16 protein-coding genes are annotated in these 13,956 nt (G+C 51.6%); 4 read left to right on the forward strand and 12 right to left on the reverse strand.

What is annotated here, in order from left to right:
- Positions 1 to 63 precede the first annotated feature (63 nt).
- The 3 genes from BBI15_RS12165 to BBI15_RS12175 all read right to left on the reverse strand — a co-directional run bounded on the left by BBI15_RS12165 (position 64) and on the right by BBI15_RS12175 (position 2,773).
- Entirely contained in the window at positions 64 to 447 is a 384-nt protein-coding gene (locus tag BBI15_RS12165; protein ID WP_068869860.1) for a hypothetical protein, read from the reverse strand.
- A 241-nt stretch (positions 448 to 688) separates the two neighbouring features.
- A complete protein-coding gene (locus tag BBI15_RS12170; RefSeq protein ID WP_068869863.1) occupies positions 689 to 1,714 on the reverse strand; it encodes an acyltransferase in 1,026 nt (341 codons plus the stop codon).
- 93 nt (positions 1,715 to 1,807) lie between these two features.
- Positions 1,808 to 2,773 carry a patatin-like phospholipase family protein gene (locus BBI15_RS12175; RefSeq protein ID WP_068869865.1) on the reverse strand — a complete coding sequence of 322 codons (966 nt, stop codon included), beginning with the start codon at positions 2,771 to 2,773 and terminating at the stop codon, positions 1,808 to 1,810.
- A gap of 1,229 nt (positions 2,774 to 4,002) precedes the next feature.
- On the opposite strand from BBI15_RS12175, the gene BBI15_RS12180 reads away from it, so the two are divergent.
- Positions 4,003 to 4,731, forward strand: coding sequence for a C40 family peptidase (locus BBI15_RS12180; protein WP_068869867.1), 729 nt, complete (start codon positions 4,003 to 4,005; stop codon positions 4,729 to 4,731).
- A 120-nt stretch (positions 4,732 to 4,851) separates the two neighbouring features.
- On the opposite strand, the gene BBI15_RS12185 is transcribed toward BBI15_RS12180, so the two are convergent.
- Both BBI15_RS12185 and BBI15_RS12190 read right to left on the reverse strand, forming a co-directional pair.
- Complete coding sequence (locus tag BBI15_RS12185) at positions 4,852 to 5,355, reverse strand: GNAT family N-acetyltransferase (protein WP_068869868.1); 504 nt, start codon at positions 5,353 to 5,355, stop codon at positions 4,852 to 4,854.
- A 114-nt stretch (positions 5,356 to 5,469) separates the two neighbouring features.
- Positions 5,470 to 6,063 (reverse strand): kinase, encoded by a 594-nt coding sequence (locus tag BBI15_RS12190; RefSeq protein ID WP_068869870.1) that lies wholly within the window; start codon positions 6,061 to 6,063, stop codon positions 5,470 to 5,472.
- 107 nt (positions 6,064 to 6,170) lie between these two features.
- Between BBI15_RS12190 and BBI15_RS12195 the strand changes: the two genes are divergently transcribed.
- Positions 6,171 to 6,548, forward strand: coding sequence for a VOC family protein (locus BBI15_RS12195; protein ID WP_068869872.1), 378 nt, complete (start codon positions 6,171 to 6,173; stop codon positions 6,546 to 6,548).
- Positions 6,549 to 6,597: 49 nt separating this feature from the next.
- Here the strand turns inward: BBI15_RS12195 and BBI15_RS12200 are convergent, their stop codons facing one another.
- The 6 genes from BBI15_RS12200 to BBI15_RS12225 all read right to left on the reverse strand — a co-directional run bounded on the left by BBI15_RS12200 (position 6,598) and on the right by BBI15_RS12225 (position 10,107).
- Positions 6,598 to 7,101 (reverse strand): peroxiredoxin family protein, encoded by a 504-nt coding sequence (locus BBI15_RS12200; protein ID WP_068869874.1) that lies wholly within the window; start codon positions 7,099 to 7,101, stop codon positions 6,598 to 6,600.
- 65 nt (positions 7,102 to 7,166) lie between these two features.
- Complete coding sequence (locus BBI15_RS12205) at positions 7,167 to 7,832, reverse strand: haloacid dehalogenase type II (RefSeq protein WP_068869876.1); 666 nt, start codon at positions 7,830 to 7,832, stop codon at positions 7,167 to 7,169.
- A gap of 154 nt (positions 7,833 to 7,986) precedes the next feature.
- Entirely contained in the window at positions 7,987 to 8,394 is a 408-nt protein-coding gene (locus tag BBI15_RS12210; protein ID WP_068869877.1) for a YhfM domain-containing protein, read from the reverse strand.
- The gene (locus tag BBI15_RS12215; RefSeq protein ID WP_068869879.1) at positions 8,391 to 8,960 is read right to left on the reverse strand and encodes an AAA family ATPase; all 570 of its coding nucleotides are present in this window, start codon (positions 8,958 to 8,960) and stop codon (positions 8,391 to 8,393) included. Before BBI15_RS12215 ends, BBI15_RS12210 begins: the two co-directional genes overlap by 4 nt.
- 42 nt (positions 8,961 to 9,002) lie before the next feature.
- The gene (locus BBI15_RS12220; RefSeq protein WP_068869881.1) at positions 9,003 to 9,374 is read right to left on the reverse strand and encodes a hypothetical protein; all 372 of its coding nucleotides are present in this window, start codon (positions 9,372 to 9,374) and stop codon (positions 9,003 to 9,005) included.
- A 22-nt stretch (positions 9,375 to 9,396) separates the two neighbouring features.
- Positions 9,397 to 10,107, reverse strand: a complete 711-nt coding sequence (locus BBI15_RS12225; RefSeq protein ID WP_068869883.1) for an alpha/beta fold hydrolase — start codon at positions 10,105 to 10,107, stop codon at positions 9,397 to 9,399.
- Positions 10,108 to 10,644: 537 nt separating this feature from the next.
- Between BBI15_RS12225 and BBI15_RS12230 the strand changes: the two genes are divergently transcribed.
- On the forward strand, positions 10,645 to 11,184 hold the full coding sequence (locus tag BBI15_RS12230; protein WP_068869884.1) for a hypothetical protein: 540 nt from the start codon (positions 10,645 to 10,647) through the stop codon (positions 11,182 to 11,184).
- A gap of 87 nt (positions 11,185 to 11,271) precedes the next feature.
- On the opposite strand, the gene BBI15_RS12235 is transcribed toward BBI15_RS12230, so the two are convergent.
- On the reverse strand, positions 11,272 to 13,389 hold the full coding sequence (locus BBI15_RS12235) for a heavy metal translocating P-type ATPase (RefSeq protein WP_084632882.1): 2,118 nt from the start codon (positions 13,387 to 13,389) through the stop codon (positions 11,272 to 11,274).
- Between the two features lie 211 nt (positions 13,390 to 13,600).
- On the opposite strand from BBI15_RS12235, the gene BBI15_RS12240 reads away from it, so the two are divergent.
- The gene (locus tag BBI15_RS12240) at positions 13,601 to 13,933 is read left to right on the forward strand and encodes a four-helix bundle copper-binding protein (protein WP_068869886.1); all 333 of its coding nucleotides are present in this window, start codon (positions 13,601 to 13,603) and stop codon (positions 13,931 to 13,933) included.
- Positions 13,934 to 13,956 lie beyond the last annotated feature (23 nt).

Raw genomic sequence — 13,956 nt, forward strand, 5'->3', positions numbered from 1 at the left:
CGGGCATACAAAAAGCCCTGCACACGGCAGGGCTTTCTCCATTTATATGATTTAGTTGCGGGTCTATTGAAGGATCTTTTTCAAGTCTTGCGTCTGTTGGGCCGTCAGCCGGAAGAATTCCTGGTTTTCTTTATGGGACAGGACGTTGCGTTCGTTGGACATGATGGCCCGCCCGTTGTCGCGGTACCAGACGAAACGGCGGACTTCCTGGACGCCGTCGTCCGGGCGGTCGATGGTGAAGACGGCTTGCGGTTCCACCGACAGCCTGCGGTCGACCGACTCGAGTTCCGTCTCGTTTTGCAGGATGGTCTTGAGCGTCACAACGGAAGCCCGGTCGCTGATGTCTTTATGGAAATGCACCCCTTCGGTCAGGCCATCGGTAAATGGCACACCGACCCGGATGACTTCGTTGTGTGTGCATGCCGAAAGCAAGATCGCGACTGCCATCACAGCTCCCAGCCATATTGACTTTTTGATGCTATCACCCCTTTATGCCCATAAACCTTTCGAAACTTACAATTATATACAGCTTAACATGATATTCACTCTACTGCGACTGATTCTATCAAATTCATCAAATTTTTAACCAAGTACTTGAGCCGCTCTCTGCCACACTAACCATTTAGCACCTTCCGCAAGAGTCATATAGACATACACTTGCTATGAACTTGCTGCATCCACCCACTCCTTAAGGGACCAGCCGCCTCACTACCGGTGTCTTCTGCATCAGCCGGATGACCACATACGACAGGATGAAGATGACGATCCATGACAGCGGCACGCCGACCCAGACATTGACGGTGGATTCATTGAAATTAAACAACCGGTTCAAGTAGGTCTGGATGAGCGGATGGATAATGTAGACGCCGAACGTCGCCGTGCTGATGCGCGTGATGAGCGGCGTCGATTTCAAGTTGTTACCGAGCTGCTGGAACGCGACGAAGACGAAGAGCGAAACGAAGATCGCGTGCGGGTAATAATGTTCGTAGAAGAAGTCATCGAAATCGCCCGCTTCACGCCCCGTGTTTGCCGACACCGTGCCATAAAGCGTCACGGCGTAACCGATGATCGCCAGCACGCCGAGTGTCGGGAGCCAGCGCTTCGGCAGCGGGTACAGGACGAGATAAGCACCGAGCAGGAAATAGCCGATATACGGCGCGAACAGCTGCCCAGCGAATGCCACTTCATAGCCTGTCGCCCGGGTGAAGACCGGCACCGCCGCCGAGAACAGGAACCAGAACGCGAAGAAATAATGGAACATCGTCTTGTCCATATGCTTGACGAGCAACCGCAGGAACGGCGCCATCAAGTACAGCCCCGTGATGATGTAGAGGAACCAGAGATGGTAGTAGACATCGTCCGACACAAAAGCGCCGATCATCTGCCCGACCGTGTATTCCTCTTCGAGCTGGAAAATATTATAAGCCAAGTAGACCGCGCTCCAGAACACCAGCGGCAAAAGCACCTTGCCGAGACGCTTGCGCAGGAATTCGCCGATCTGTTCTTTCGAGTCGCGCGTGAGCAGCAAGGCGCCGCTCAGCATGAAGAAAATCGGCACGCACCAGCGAAGCGCGCTGTCGATCGCATTTGCATAATGCCATTCCCAATCGCCTGTGGTATGGGTATTGATCACTTTCGAGACGACGTGGACGCCGACGACCGTGACGATCGCGAACACCCGCATCCAGTCCATGTATCCGTATCTTCGTGCCATTGGGTTGACCTCTTTTCACTATGATTCCTCGCTTATTTTAACCGAGGCCCTTCTGTCATTACCACGACAAACGCATTACACTTCGATGACAAGTCATAACAAACGGCATAATCTGTCGAGTTCCGCGCTTTGCCTGTCGATCATCCGCTGCCCGACCTGCCGCAGCCGCGCGAGGTTTTCCGGCGTCACCCGGTCGAGCTGTTCGATGCCCGAATCATCGGCGGGCAGTTTCTCCTGGAAGCGGAAATAACGCTGATCGTTTCCGCCGCTTTTCAATAAATGGCGCAGTTGGTGGTCGACCGAGTCGGAACTGCCGTCCATCATCACTTTCAAGAGCGAACGCGCCCAGCCGTAATGGAACCACGCCCGCCAGCCGGTCACTTCCACTTCGCGCTGCGCTTCCCCGGTACCGAGCGACACGAGCAGGAACTCTTCTTCTTCGTCGCCGTACAGTTCGAGCCCCTCGGTATAGGCGCTGAGCCCGGGGTCATTTGCGAACACGCCGCCGTCGATGAACGCCGCTTCCGGATAGCCCGGGACTTTCGCCGGCGCGAAATAGCTGGGCGCTGCGGTCGCGGCACGGATGATGTGGCGGATTTCGCTGTCGGGCTGCCGGTCATCCAAGTTGATGACGGTACTTTTGAAGAAATGCGCATTGCGCCCGTGGATATCGTAGCTCGGGATGACCGCCGGCTGGAGCAGGTCGGAAAGTTTCAAGTCGCTGAAGTAATGCTTGAGCACTTGCTCGAATTCGCGGTGGCTGTACTGGGTGTGGAGGAAACGCCCGACGACGCCGAATGCGCGGTGCAGGAAGGATTTACGGAACATGCGCTCGGCTTCGGTTTCATAGAGGCCGTGGATGTCGTTCGCCGTATAGCGCGGCTTCTTGCCTTCGGGGACGAGGAGGCCGAGCGCCAGGATCGCGCCCGTCGAGGTGCCGACGAAGATATCGAATTGTTTGGAGACGGGTTTACCCGTCCGCCGCTCGAGTTCACAGAGCATCATGGCCGGCAAAATCCCCCGTATGCCCCCGCCATCGATCGATAGAATCTTCTTCATAAGGACAGCCTCCTTCTTTAGATATGTATTTCGTTTCTTCTATAAATAATCAACTCATCGAGAATTGCTTGAGCAACACTTGTAATAGGCCGTTCTATGGTACACATGAAATCGTCCGGTACAGCAGCGCTTGGCGCTTTGGGCATGGCTTTCGTGAGGAGCCCGGAAAACCACCGGTCTCCCCACTTCGCCTAGCCCTTGGACGCGCCGGCGCTCGGGTCGGTTCATTGTGAGATGGGTGGAGCGGTTGGATTCCATTGTTTTTAGTTCGTGGTGATGCGTAGAATGCGAGAGCGCTCCCAGCGCTTCACGCTGAGTCGCGGTGATTTGTATCACGTGTGCCTTCTGTTAATTGAAAAGTGAGCATGACTTGTAATGAATGAAATTAGGATGCTGGATATGGTATCTGGTACAGCAGCGCTTCACGCTGAGTCGCGGTGAATTGTACGAACGGTGAAGTGAAATTTTCTAGAATCGATCTGTGATTCGGTAAACTACTTACTTCTATAATTAGTGAGCAGAGACCCAAATCCGTAACAAACTCTCTGCAGGCAACACCTAGTCACCAGTGGAATATGCTCCTTATTAATCCCTCTCAAACTGGAGATGAAGCGGAAATCGGCGACTCCGGGAGGATCAGCGAGACAATTGAGACCCTGCAGGAGCGCAGCGACGAAGCGGCTCAATGCGAGCCCTCCGGAAAGCGTCCGATTGCTGCGCAATCTCCCCCCCCACTTTAAAACTCCTATTAATTCCCGTATACCCCCAACCCACGAAAATAAAGCACTGAATGAATTGTTACAATTGTGTAACGAAGCTTTATTGCTATAATTTTTGATTTTTATATTAATTATATGATTAAACTGACTAAAAAACTGCTGCAGAGGGACTCCTTGTCCCGATTTGGAAATTATAGGATCTAAATTTTAGCGAAAAATTCATTCCCTCGTAATATTTTGTCTATTCCAACACGCAAAAATTGCGTTTATTTCCCGTTTCTCAGAGAAATAAACATCGACTTGTAAATATTACCACCTTTCAAACCCTTTCTGTGACTGGATTTATGAGCAGTCATTCATTTGTAATATGGCTGTAACCTAAATGAAACTCCCCAGACATTGTTTTTGTAGGGGGCAGTCTATATAGTAAGTGGCAGAGCAAATTAATGATAATCTTTATATCCACATAACATAAATTTAAAAAAACAATCCTTCGGAGGTACTGACTAAATGAAAAAAGCATTCTTTACACTACTTGCAGCAGGCGCATTGGTCTTTTCTAGTTCAGCTACAGACGTCCAAAATACCGTGAACGCACAACCACAAAAAGCAGTCGCACAGAAAGCATCTGAGCCGGCGATCGTCCAGGTTTCCAACAGCACGTATAAATTCAAATACGCTACAAACGTCCGCAGAGATGCCGGCACAAGCCACGGCGTCATCAAAGTCGCTCCTAAAGGCGCATCTGCAACTGTGACAAAATCCGCTACAATCGGCAGCGGCAAATGGTTCAAAGTCCGCACTGGCGGAACGCACGGCTGGGTACACAGCTCACTCGTGACTAAATCATCTGGTTCTGGCGTCGTCCAGGCTTCATCGAGCGTTTCTTCTTCAGCGGTCGTTTCCAAAGCGCTAGCACTTAAAGGCATCCCGTACCGTTTCGGCGGCACGACGCCAGCTGGCTTTGACTGCTCAGGATTCGTACAATATGCATTCAAACAAGCAGGCAAAAGCGTTTCACGCACGACGCTTTCCCAATATGCACAGTCTTATAAAGTTTCAAGCCCACGCCCAGGAGACTTGGTCTTCTTCGCGAACACTTACCGCCCAGGGATCTCACACGTTGGGATCTACATCGGGAACAACCAGTTCGTACACTCTGGCGGCGCTAAATCAGAAGTGAAAAGCTTGAACGGCCCATACTGGGGCAAGAAATTCCACAGCTTCAGACGTTTCTAAGCTAAATATGTGATTCAGGGAGTATCCGAAATCTCGGGTGCTCTTTTTTTGCGCATTTTTAAACTGAACGCAAAAAACAGCACGGGCACTGGCCTGCGCTGCTTTTTGCGTTTTTCTACATTAGAGGTGCCGCATATAGCGGACCGATACATGCCCCGAATCTTCCGGCATGTCGTACGCCGGTTCCTCGTATTGGAATTCGAAGCCGCGCGCTTCGTAGAACGGGATCGCCATGCCGTTGCCTTTGGCGACCGCGACCCATTGCGTCTTGGCGCCTCGGGATTTTTGGTCTTCTGTGATCGCTTTGAGCAGTTTCGTGCCGATGCCTTGGTATTTGCGCTTCGGGTCCATATACAGTACATAGACTTCGGCCACTGCGTCATCCGTGAAGCCGCCGCCTCCTGCGCCGAGCACTTCTCCTTCGTCTACCGCGACGAACCAGCCGTTCCAGTCCTGGTTTGTGTTGCCGATTTCCTCACGTATGCGTGCTTCGTTATAGAATTTCGCGATGACGCGTTCGATTTCTTTTTCCGGCAAGAGGCCAGCGTAGGTCACGCGGTTGCCGGCCGCGCAAACTTTGCGGATCCCTGCCGCGTCTTCCGGCTGTGCTATTCGGATGTCCATGTTGCTTTCCCCCTTCACCTGATAATGGCGGATAAAATGAAGCCGGCAAGCATGCCGAGCGTGAAAAATAGAATGAGTTTGGGTGCTCTTTTCATCGTTTTCCCCCTTTAGTCATTAATTGCTGATGAGATGATCGGCACTTGCTTTCGGTTTTACCGTCTCCAAGTAATGCGCTTCCGCTTTCCAATAACGTTGCTCGAACTTTTCCAGCTTCTTTTGCGTATCGGGGCTTTCCCTGTTGAACCGCTCACCGCGCGGGCTGTCGACATAGCAAAGGAAATCGAAATGCGCACGCCATTCGTCCCGTTGGAGAAACACGCCTTCTATGATGATGATCGCCTGTTCCGGAAGCGCAATGCGTTCTATCCGGTGCTGGTCCGTGGCTTCATCGTATGCCGCCAAGGAAAGTCCATTCGCCGTCCGGAGTGGCGCAAACAGCTCCCTTTTCAGCTGTTCCACATCCCATTGCAGGCCATAATACTCTTTCCACGGCTCGGTTCCGGTTCCATACCGGCGCTTTCGTTCCACAATATAATCATCCAGATGGATAAGCACAGCGGGCACTCCCTGTTCTACGTAATGGCCATGCAAAAAGTTTCCGATTGTCGTTTTTCCGGAACGGCTCAGCCCGTCGATTCCGACAACGATACGCTGGCCTTTTTCCGGCACCGGAATTTTAGCGGCCAATTGCAGGATTCCATTTTTCATTGCTTGTCCCCCCAGCGGTAGATTCTCGGCTATCGAAAGGATTTATCTTCATTACACAGAATTATACCTTAACGGTTAGGCCAATCCGAATAGGAGGAGGAAATTCAATGATTGCGAAAATCGGGCAGGTCATGGTGTATGTCCGGGACCAGGATGCAGCCGCCAGGTTTTGGACAGAGCAGATGGGCTTTACGGTCATGCACGATGAGGAAAATGACGGCATGCGGTGGATCGAGATTGCGCCACGGAAAGATGCGGAGACGAGCATCGTCTTGCACGACAAGAATTTGCTCGAACAGATGGATACGGGCTTGAGCCTGGAGACACCGTCGCTATTGTTTTACGCAACAGATTTCGAGCAGCTGCGCAATCGCTTGGCCGAAAAAGGCGTCACGGTCGGCGATATCGTTGAGATGCCGACGGGGCGCACCTTCAATTTCGCCGATCCGGAAGACAATTATTTCGCCGTACGCGAGACGGATTGAAGCACGAAAAAGAGCTTGGAGAATTATCTCCAAGCTCTTTTCTATCGGATTATTTCAAGTTCTTGCGGATGTACGCCGCGATCTTGCGCAATTCTTTTGCGTGCGGGCGGCCGAACGGGCTTGTTTGCTGTTGCTGATACATGATCTTGCCTTCCTCGTCGAGCAAATAATACGCCGGCTCGCCGTGGATGCCATGGTCCTCGTACGGGGAATCTTCGCCGTGATAATAGACACCGTACTGTTTCAGGATGTCTTCTGTCGCATCGGCCAGCACCGGGAAAGTCAAGCTGTGCTTGTCTTTCATGTCCTTGAGGTCTTGCTGGTTGTCCGTGGAAAGCGCCGTGAAATGTATGTCCTTGCCTTCGAAATACGATAGGCTGTCCTGGATTTCCTGCAATTCCTCATTGCACACCGGGCACCAGGAACCGCGGAAGAAAATGACGAAGCGCCATCCCGGGCGTTCGGTTATATCCTGTTGAAGCGAATATTCGCCGCCTTCAGCGCGCGGCAATGAAAACGAAGGGGCTAAATCCCCTAGTTGAAGTCTATTCATGTGAATGCCTCCTCTGTTATACAAGTAATATACCCGGAATAGTCTCCTTTAATCGTCTCCGCTGTTCATTTCCACTTCAATAAGCCCTTAAGGTCTGAAAAGACATAGTTTGGTTCGAGGCCGAGTTGTTCGACGGGCGCTTGTTTGCGGTTGATCCATGCCGTCCGGAAGCCGAAGTTCTTCGCTCCGGAAATGTCCCAGCCGTTCGAGGACATGAACAGCACTTCATCGCGCTCGATGCCCAATCGGCTCAATGCGTATTGATAAGCAGCTGGCGCCGGCTTGAATTGTCCGATGTCGTCGACGCTGAGGGCCTCGTCGAGCAAGCCTTGGATCCCTGCGTTCTCGATCAAGGGGTCAAGCATATCGTGTGAGCCGTTCGAGAACACGACGAGCTTGTGATTCTGCAGTTCACGCAGTACCGCTTCGGATTCTTCGTAAAGCGGCAGATGTAAATAAGCGTCCATCAATTGGCGCTCAATGGCTTCCGTCGATTCGAGCCCCTCGCTTTCGAGTGCATATTTCAAGGCGCTGCGGGTGACTTCCGCAAAACTTATGTACTTCTCCATGAGCTGGCGCATCATGAAATATTCGACTTGCTTCGTGCGCCAGGTTTGGCTGATCGCTTCGCCGTGGCCCGGGAATAGTTCCTCGCATTGCTCTTTGATGGCGATGACGTCGAACAATGTGCCGTACACATCGAAGACGAACGCTTTGATCGGTTTGTCCATCTAGTGATCCCCCTCTACTTTCGCTACTTTTCCTTGTATCCCCGTTTGAGCGGAAAACTAACGGCATTAAAAAAAGCATCTTCTGTGAGATGCCGTGGGAGTGTATTTAGTTGCCTCTTTTTCCTAAGCTTTAAGACTTTCGTTGAACCGCCCGTCAATCGAGCAGATGCTCTGATGAAAAAAAGCTGTACAGCCGTTCGGCATCGCGTTCTTCCATTGTATAGAGCGTATGGGTGTCTGCTGCATCCATGACGGACCCGTGATCTTCCGCGATCCATACATACAATTCCTGTTCACCGAAGCCCACTTTGAAATTCGGATCCACGACGTCTGCGACACCCGGGACTTTATCGGCGCGCAGAATGGCTTCTGCGAACAACTCGATCGTTTGTTCATCGGTTATTTCATAACGAGTGTTTTCTTTCACTTGCCCGAATCTTTCCATTTGGTGCAAGACGATTTTGTCGGCGGATTGTTGTTTAGCATTCAGCAAATTGTTCTGGCAGGATGATAGGAAGAATACCGAAACCAGGAGCACGAGGATGACTTGCAGTTTATTCACGCGCCATCACCCCTAGTGGCTATTTTAACAATGGAGGCAATCGCCGCTTCCACTTCGCCATTGTTTTCCAAACTAAACAGATAATCCGCCTCGCCTTCACTAGGAGTGACGCTAGGATTGCCGACAGATTCCTTTTGTTGACGTTCGAGTACGTCTTTGAATGAAGAAACGGTGCGCAAGATGGCGGTATCGCGCCGGGCTTGATCGATCCTTGTTCCCAACACCTCGTCCGCTATGTCAAAGTTTACCAGGACAGTGACGAAGCCTTTCATTTTGTAGAATTCCAGCAGCTTCAAGCGGCCTTGCCGGTTGCGGTTGGCGTTGCACAAAATGACATGGCAATCGGTTCGTTCGACCGCATGATCAATGATCGTTTGGGTCAGGGCATATTTGATCGTATTCGCTCCCTCTTTCGGGACGAGTGCCGGATAATAGGTTTGCAGGAATTCTGCATGATTGTCCTGGTCGACGACAATAGCGTTGGCAAGCTGCCGCTCGAGCGCTTTGGCGAATGTCGTTTTTCCGCTATGGGTTTTGCCGACAGTGATGATCGCTACTCTCGCCATAAATGCCACTCCATTCTTTTATCAAGCGGAGCCCGCCGCTTGCTATTGATTCGTCAGCGCGAATTCCTCGACCTGCCCGTCCCATTTGATCTCCACTTTCAATTCGTCGCCTTGCTGGATGACCGCACAGCCTTCGCAGGTGCTTTTGCCGACCAGCACTTCGCCCCCGTCGACCATGGCGTTTCCACTCGATGCGCCGGCGGTCGATTCGATCGAATAGATGATCGAATCAGGCGGCGGTTCTTCGCCGGTGTAGACGATTTTTCCCGTTGCTTCCTTGCTGTCTGGCGACGTGACGTCAACTGTATAGAAAACGTCCCAATTATCGCCGCTCCCGTTAAAATTGTAGCGGTCGCCTTCCGCACATCCGCTTAAGATGAGCAGTATCGCCAATAACGATCCGATTTTTTTCATGAGATGAAGACCCCTCTCCTGATTAGTCGATGCGGCTTAGGAACAGTTCAAAGGTTTTCGCATGCAGTTCCGCCTGTTCGGCATGGACCAGATGCGACGCAAACGGGATGACCGAAACGTGGACATGATCATACTTGTCCGGGTAATACTGGACGCCTTTCGTTTCGTTCGGGTTGCCCTCGCCTGCGAGATAGAGGATCGGCGCGGCGATAGCGGACAGGTCTTTTGTTTCTTCGAATGGATACCAGTCCCGTTGCTGGCCGAGCGCAATGAGTTTCCGCCAATCACCTTTGTGCAATTGGTCGAAATACGCATTCGTTTCTTCGTATTCGAAAATCTGCTGCTGGTTGCGGGCTTCCTGTTCCCGCAGCTGCTCCCAATTGTCCGGCTGTTCCGCAGTGACGCCGGATATCGCCAGGCTTTTCACTTTGGAGGGGAATCGTTTCGCGAAGACGATGCCGACCAAGGCCCCGAATGACGCCCCGACGATATGGGCCGTCTCGATGCCCAACTGGTCAAGCGTCTCGGCCAGATCCTGTGCATTGCGCTCAAAGATATTGTCTAATTCCGTGCTGACGGAATCCCCGTGCCCGCGGAGGTCCGGCAAGATGATCCGGTAATGTTCCTTGAAATAATTGCGTTGGTATTCAAAGTCGCTGAGACCCGTCTGCAGCCCGCTGTGAAGGAATACGACCGCTTCTCCCTTACCGAAACTTTCGGTGTGTAAAATCATGTTATCTCCCCTTATCTGGATGTCCCGGCCGCTTGTCACCAATCTTTTAAAATTGATAATATTGAAAATATGGATAATTCTAGTGTAACTTATTTCTCGTGTTTATACAGTACAAATTGTCAGGTTTTTACCGTTCCCGGTGGTATAATGGAATCAACAATAATCCATCCTCCTGCATCGAACGGCAGGTACTGGTGACGCCTATTCCCCTCTCCTTTTCTGCGCCTTGTACATAAATTTTGAGGAGGGGTTCCGATGAAGCGCCAAGTAGTTGTGCTGTTTCTGGCCGGGGTGCTATTGCTTGCGGGATGCGGCGAACAGAACAAAAAGCCGCAGTACGGGGCGATGGAACCGGTGGTTGCGGCAGAGATGTAACGTGGGATGGTGCAGGATTCCGGAGTGTGCCGCCGAAAGCCAAAAAAACGGCAAAGCCGCTGCTTTGCCGTTTTTTGTTGCGCTTGTTCTCTTTGGGCTCCCTTTGTTTTTTCATAGTTCCATAGACTCCGGCTTGTTATATTGGAAGCAGGGGGAGTCGCCATGTATAAAGTGTTTCTATATTCGCTTGTTTTTTCTATATTAGCGTTCATTGTGTGGGGGAGTTTCTTTGAAATTGAAATCAAAATCGCAATAAGCCTGATCATGCTGACGTTTCTGCCGGCTATCAGCAAGCGCTTTTACAGTTGGGACGCGACAATCCGAAAAATCAAGGCAGCCCTTTATGCATCGCTGTTTTTGACTGGCTTTGCTTTGCTTCTGAGTATTGGTTCAATCATCAAAGGCCAACATATAGATTTCGCAAGTTTATGGTTCACGCTATTCTTGTTCTTGATTTTCCTGTTGGGATCCGTCGTATACGGGGTCCCGGTCTCGTCGTTTTCCGACCTGGCAACTGCCAGAGTGACACGCTATCGCTTTGCGCTCGCTTTTATCGTTCATCTAGGATTTGGCCTCATCTCTTACCTATTTCTCGGGCCGCTTATGTATTTCGCGTTGATTGTGGCCGTAGTGTTCTTCCTGTTCGATGAATTCTTGCGAAAACAGACATCGAAGCATCGCGAAACTAAAATGGCTACATAGCCTGCCAGCCGCCATACCGCCGTTCCATTCTGCCATCTAACCAAAAGAGCCTATACTCCCCGCGAGTATAGGCTCTTCTTTATCATTTTATGCTTTCAACAATTTCGCGTTGATGGCGACGATGACCGTACTGAGGCTCATCAAAACGGCGCCGACTGCTGGGCTGACGACGATGCCCCACGGTGCCAGGACGCCTGCTGCGAGCGGAATCGCGAAAATATTATAGCCGGTCGCCCACCACAAGTTCTGGACCATTTTGCGGTAGGTCTTTTTCGACAGCTCGATGAGCGCGACGACATCGTTCGGGTTGCTTTTGACGAGCACGACGTCTGCCGTTTCCATCGCGACGTCGGTCCCCGCACCGATTGCGATGCCGAGGTCTGCGGTCGCGAGTGCCGGGGCATCATTCACGCCATCTCCGGTCATCGCGACGCGCCAGCCTTGCTCTTTGATTTTCTTGATTTGGTTCGCTTTGTCATCCGGCAGCACTTCGGCATACACTTCACCGATGCCGAGTTGCGCGGCGACCCAGTTCGCGACTTTCTCGTTATCGCCCGTCAGCATGATCGAATGGATGTCTTTTTCCTTCAAGGCCGCAACCGCCTGTTTCGCCGTATCGCGCACCATGTCAGCAAGGGCGATCATGCCGGCTAATTTGTCATCGGCCAGGACGAAGACGACCGTCTTGCCCTCTTCCGACAAGGCGTCAAAGCGCTGTTCATCATAAGCCAAATTCTCTCCCTTGATAAAGCCAGGGCTGACGGCGTTGATTTTCACACCGTCCACTTGCCCTTGAATGCCTTTACCGGTGATTGATTCAAAATCGGTGACTTTGCCGATCTTCAAGTTGCGCTCTTTTGCCGATTGGACGATTCCCGTCGCAATCGGGTGTTCCGAGTTCTGCTCGATCGCTGCGGCGAGCTGCAACACTTGTTCTTCGCTGTAGCCTTCGCTGGCGACGATGTCGGTAACCCCAAACTCACCCTTCGTCAGGGTTCCCGTTTTATCGAAGACGACGGCGTTCAAATTGCGCGAGCCTTCAAAATCGGCACGGTTGCGGATCAATAAACCTTGCTTCGCTGAAATCGAGGTCGATACCGCAACGACGAGCGGTGCTGCAAGTCCGAGTGCGTGCGGACAGGTGATGACCATGACCGTCACCATGCGTTCGATGGCGATATCAAAGGAGTAGCCGAGTGCAAGCCAGGCGAACAGCGTGGCGAATCCGGCGGCGAGCGCCAAATAAAACAGCCATTTCGCGGCGCGGTTCGTTAAATCCTGCGTTCTGGATTTTGATTCTTGGGCTTCCTTGACCATCGTGATGACTTGCGACAAATACGAATCTTCCCCTGTCTTCTCGACTTCCACGACGAGCGAACCTTCTTTATTGACCGAGCCGCCGATGACCGCATCGCCGTCTTGTTTTTCAATCGGGATCGATTCCCCCGTCAGCATCGATTCATCGACCGCGGAACGGCCTTCGACGATGACGCCATCGACCGGGATCTTCTCGCCCGGCTTGACCAATACCCAGTCCTTGTTGCGGATTTCGGACAAGGGCACATCTTCGACTTGTTTATTGTCATCCAGACGGTGTGCTTCATTCGGCATCAATTTGACGAGCTGTTCGAGCGCGTTCGACGCCCCCATAATGGAGCGCATTTCAATCCAATGCCCAAGCAGCATGATGACGACCAATGTCGCGAGCTCCCAGTACAGTTGATTGCCGTCCCAGCCGAACACGACCAGCGTGCTATAGCTATAGGCGATGGTGATCGCGAGCGCAATCAAGGTCATCATGCCTGGCGCTTTGTCTTTCAGTTCAGCGATGCCGCCCACAAGAAACGGCCAGCCGCCGTAGAAAAAGACGATTGTCGACAGCGCGAACAACACATACATATCGTTGTCGAAGCGCCAATCGACGCTGAGAAAATGCTGGATCATCGGTGAAATCGCAAGGATCGGAATGGTCAAAATCAGCGAGATGAAAAAGCGCTTCTTGAAATCCTCCACCATGTCTTCATGTCCGCCGTGCCCGTGATGGCCGTGTCCGCCTCCGTGATCTTCCGAGTCATGTCCGTTATGCTCATGTTCTGTGTGCACATGCTCTTCCTGCACGGTCGAATCGTCTTCATGCATGCCGTGATGGCCTGTACCTGGTGATTGATCGTCTGCATGCGGTTTCGTTTCGTCATGTTTTGCCATTAGCTTTCACCTCTCGGATTGTTTTTCGGTTCTCTTGACTACATTATAAGCGCCAATTATCGAGAAATTATCGAGAACGGCCAATCGCGCTTTTTTGGAATTTGTGCAGTTTCTATGGAATTTTTATGGAGTTCGGCACATTCCGTTTACTTCCAGTTCAAGCGGGAAATTTCCTTACTGACAAGTTAAATCTAATGAGGAGGTTTTTGGAGTGGCTCACGAACAACACCAGCAATTGCTCGAAACGCTGCACGATTGCATGGCAGCGTGCAACCATTGCTTCGACGCTTGCCTAAAGGAAGACGATGTCAAGATGATGGCGGAATGCATCCGTTTGGACCGGGAATGCGCAGATATGTGCGCGTATCTGGAACAAGCGATTACCCGCAATTCACCGTTCGTTTCCCAACTGGCTAAAGTATGTGCAGAAATCTGCCAGACTTGCGGCGACGAATGCCAGAAACACGCCGATATGCACGACCATTGCAAACGCTGTGCAGAAGCTTGCCATAAATGCGCGGAAGCTTGCCGTTCAATCGCATAAGACAGAGAGAGCCAGCTGGAACG

The sequence above is a fragment of the Planococcus plakortidis genome (genome assembly GCF_001687605.2).
Taxonomy (GTDB): domain Bacteria; phylum Bacillota; class Bacilli; order Bacillales_A; family Planococcaceae; genus Planococcus; species Planococcus plakortidis.

Bases quoted from the DNA above. Each gene is read 5' to 3' on its own strand.
- BBI15_RS12165 (WP_068869860.1), bottom strand. From the start codon at position 447: ATGGCAGTCGCGATCTTGCTTTCGGCATGCACACACAACGAAGTCATC.
- BBI15_RS12170 (WP_068869863.1), bottom strand. From the start codon at position 1,714: ATGGCACGAAGATACGGATACATGGACTGGATGCGGGTGTTCGCGATC.
- BBI15_RS12175 (WP_068869865.1), bottom strand. From the start codon at position 2,773: ATGAAGAAGATTCTATCGATCGATGGCGGGGGCATACGGGGGATTTTG.
- BBI15_RS12180 (WP_068869867.1), top strand. From the start codon at position 4,003: ATGAAAAAAGCATTCTTTACACTACTTGCAGCAGGCGCATTGGTCTTT.
- BBI15_RS12185 (WP_068869868.1), bottom strand. From the start codon at position 5,355: ATGGACATCCGAATAGCACAGCCGGAAGACGCGGCAGGGATCCGCAAA.
- BBI15_RS12190 (WP_068869870.1), bottom strand. From the start codon at position 6,063: ATGAAAAATGGAATCCTGCAATTGGCCGCTAAAATTCCGGTGCCGGAA.
- BBI15_RS12195 (WP_068869872.1), top strand. From the start codon at position 6,171: ATGATTGCGAAAATCGGGCAGGTCATGGTGTATGTCCGGGACCAGGAT.
- BBI15_RS12200 (WP_068869874.1), bottom strand. From the start codon at position 7,101: ATGAATAGACTTCAACTAGGGGATTTAGCCCCTTCGTTTTCATTGCCG.
- BBI15_RS12205 (WP_068869876.1), bottom strand. From the start codon at position 7,832: ATGGACAAACCGATCAAAGCGTTCGTCTTCGATGTGTACGGCACATTG.
- BBI15_RS12215 (WP_068869879.1), bottom strand. From the start codon at position 8,960: ATGGCGAGAGTAGCGATCATCACTGTCGGCAAAACCCATAGCGGAAAA.
- BBI15_RS12220 (WP_068869881.1), bottom strand. From the start codon at position 9,374: ATGAAAAAAATCGGATCGTTATTGGCGATACTGCTCATCTTAAGCGGA.
- BBI15_RS12225 (WP_068869883.1), bottom strand. From the start codon at position 10,107: ATGATTTTACACACCGAAAGTTTCGGTAAGGGAGAAGCGGTCGTATTC.
- BBI15_RS12230 (WP_068869884.1), top strand. From the start codon at position 10,645: ATGTATAAAGTGTTTCTATATTCGCTTGTTTTTTCTATATTAGCGTTC.
- BBI15_RS12235 (WP_084632882.1), bottom strand. From the start codon at position 13,389: ATGGCAAAACATGACGAAACGAAACCGCATGCAGACGATCAATCACCA.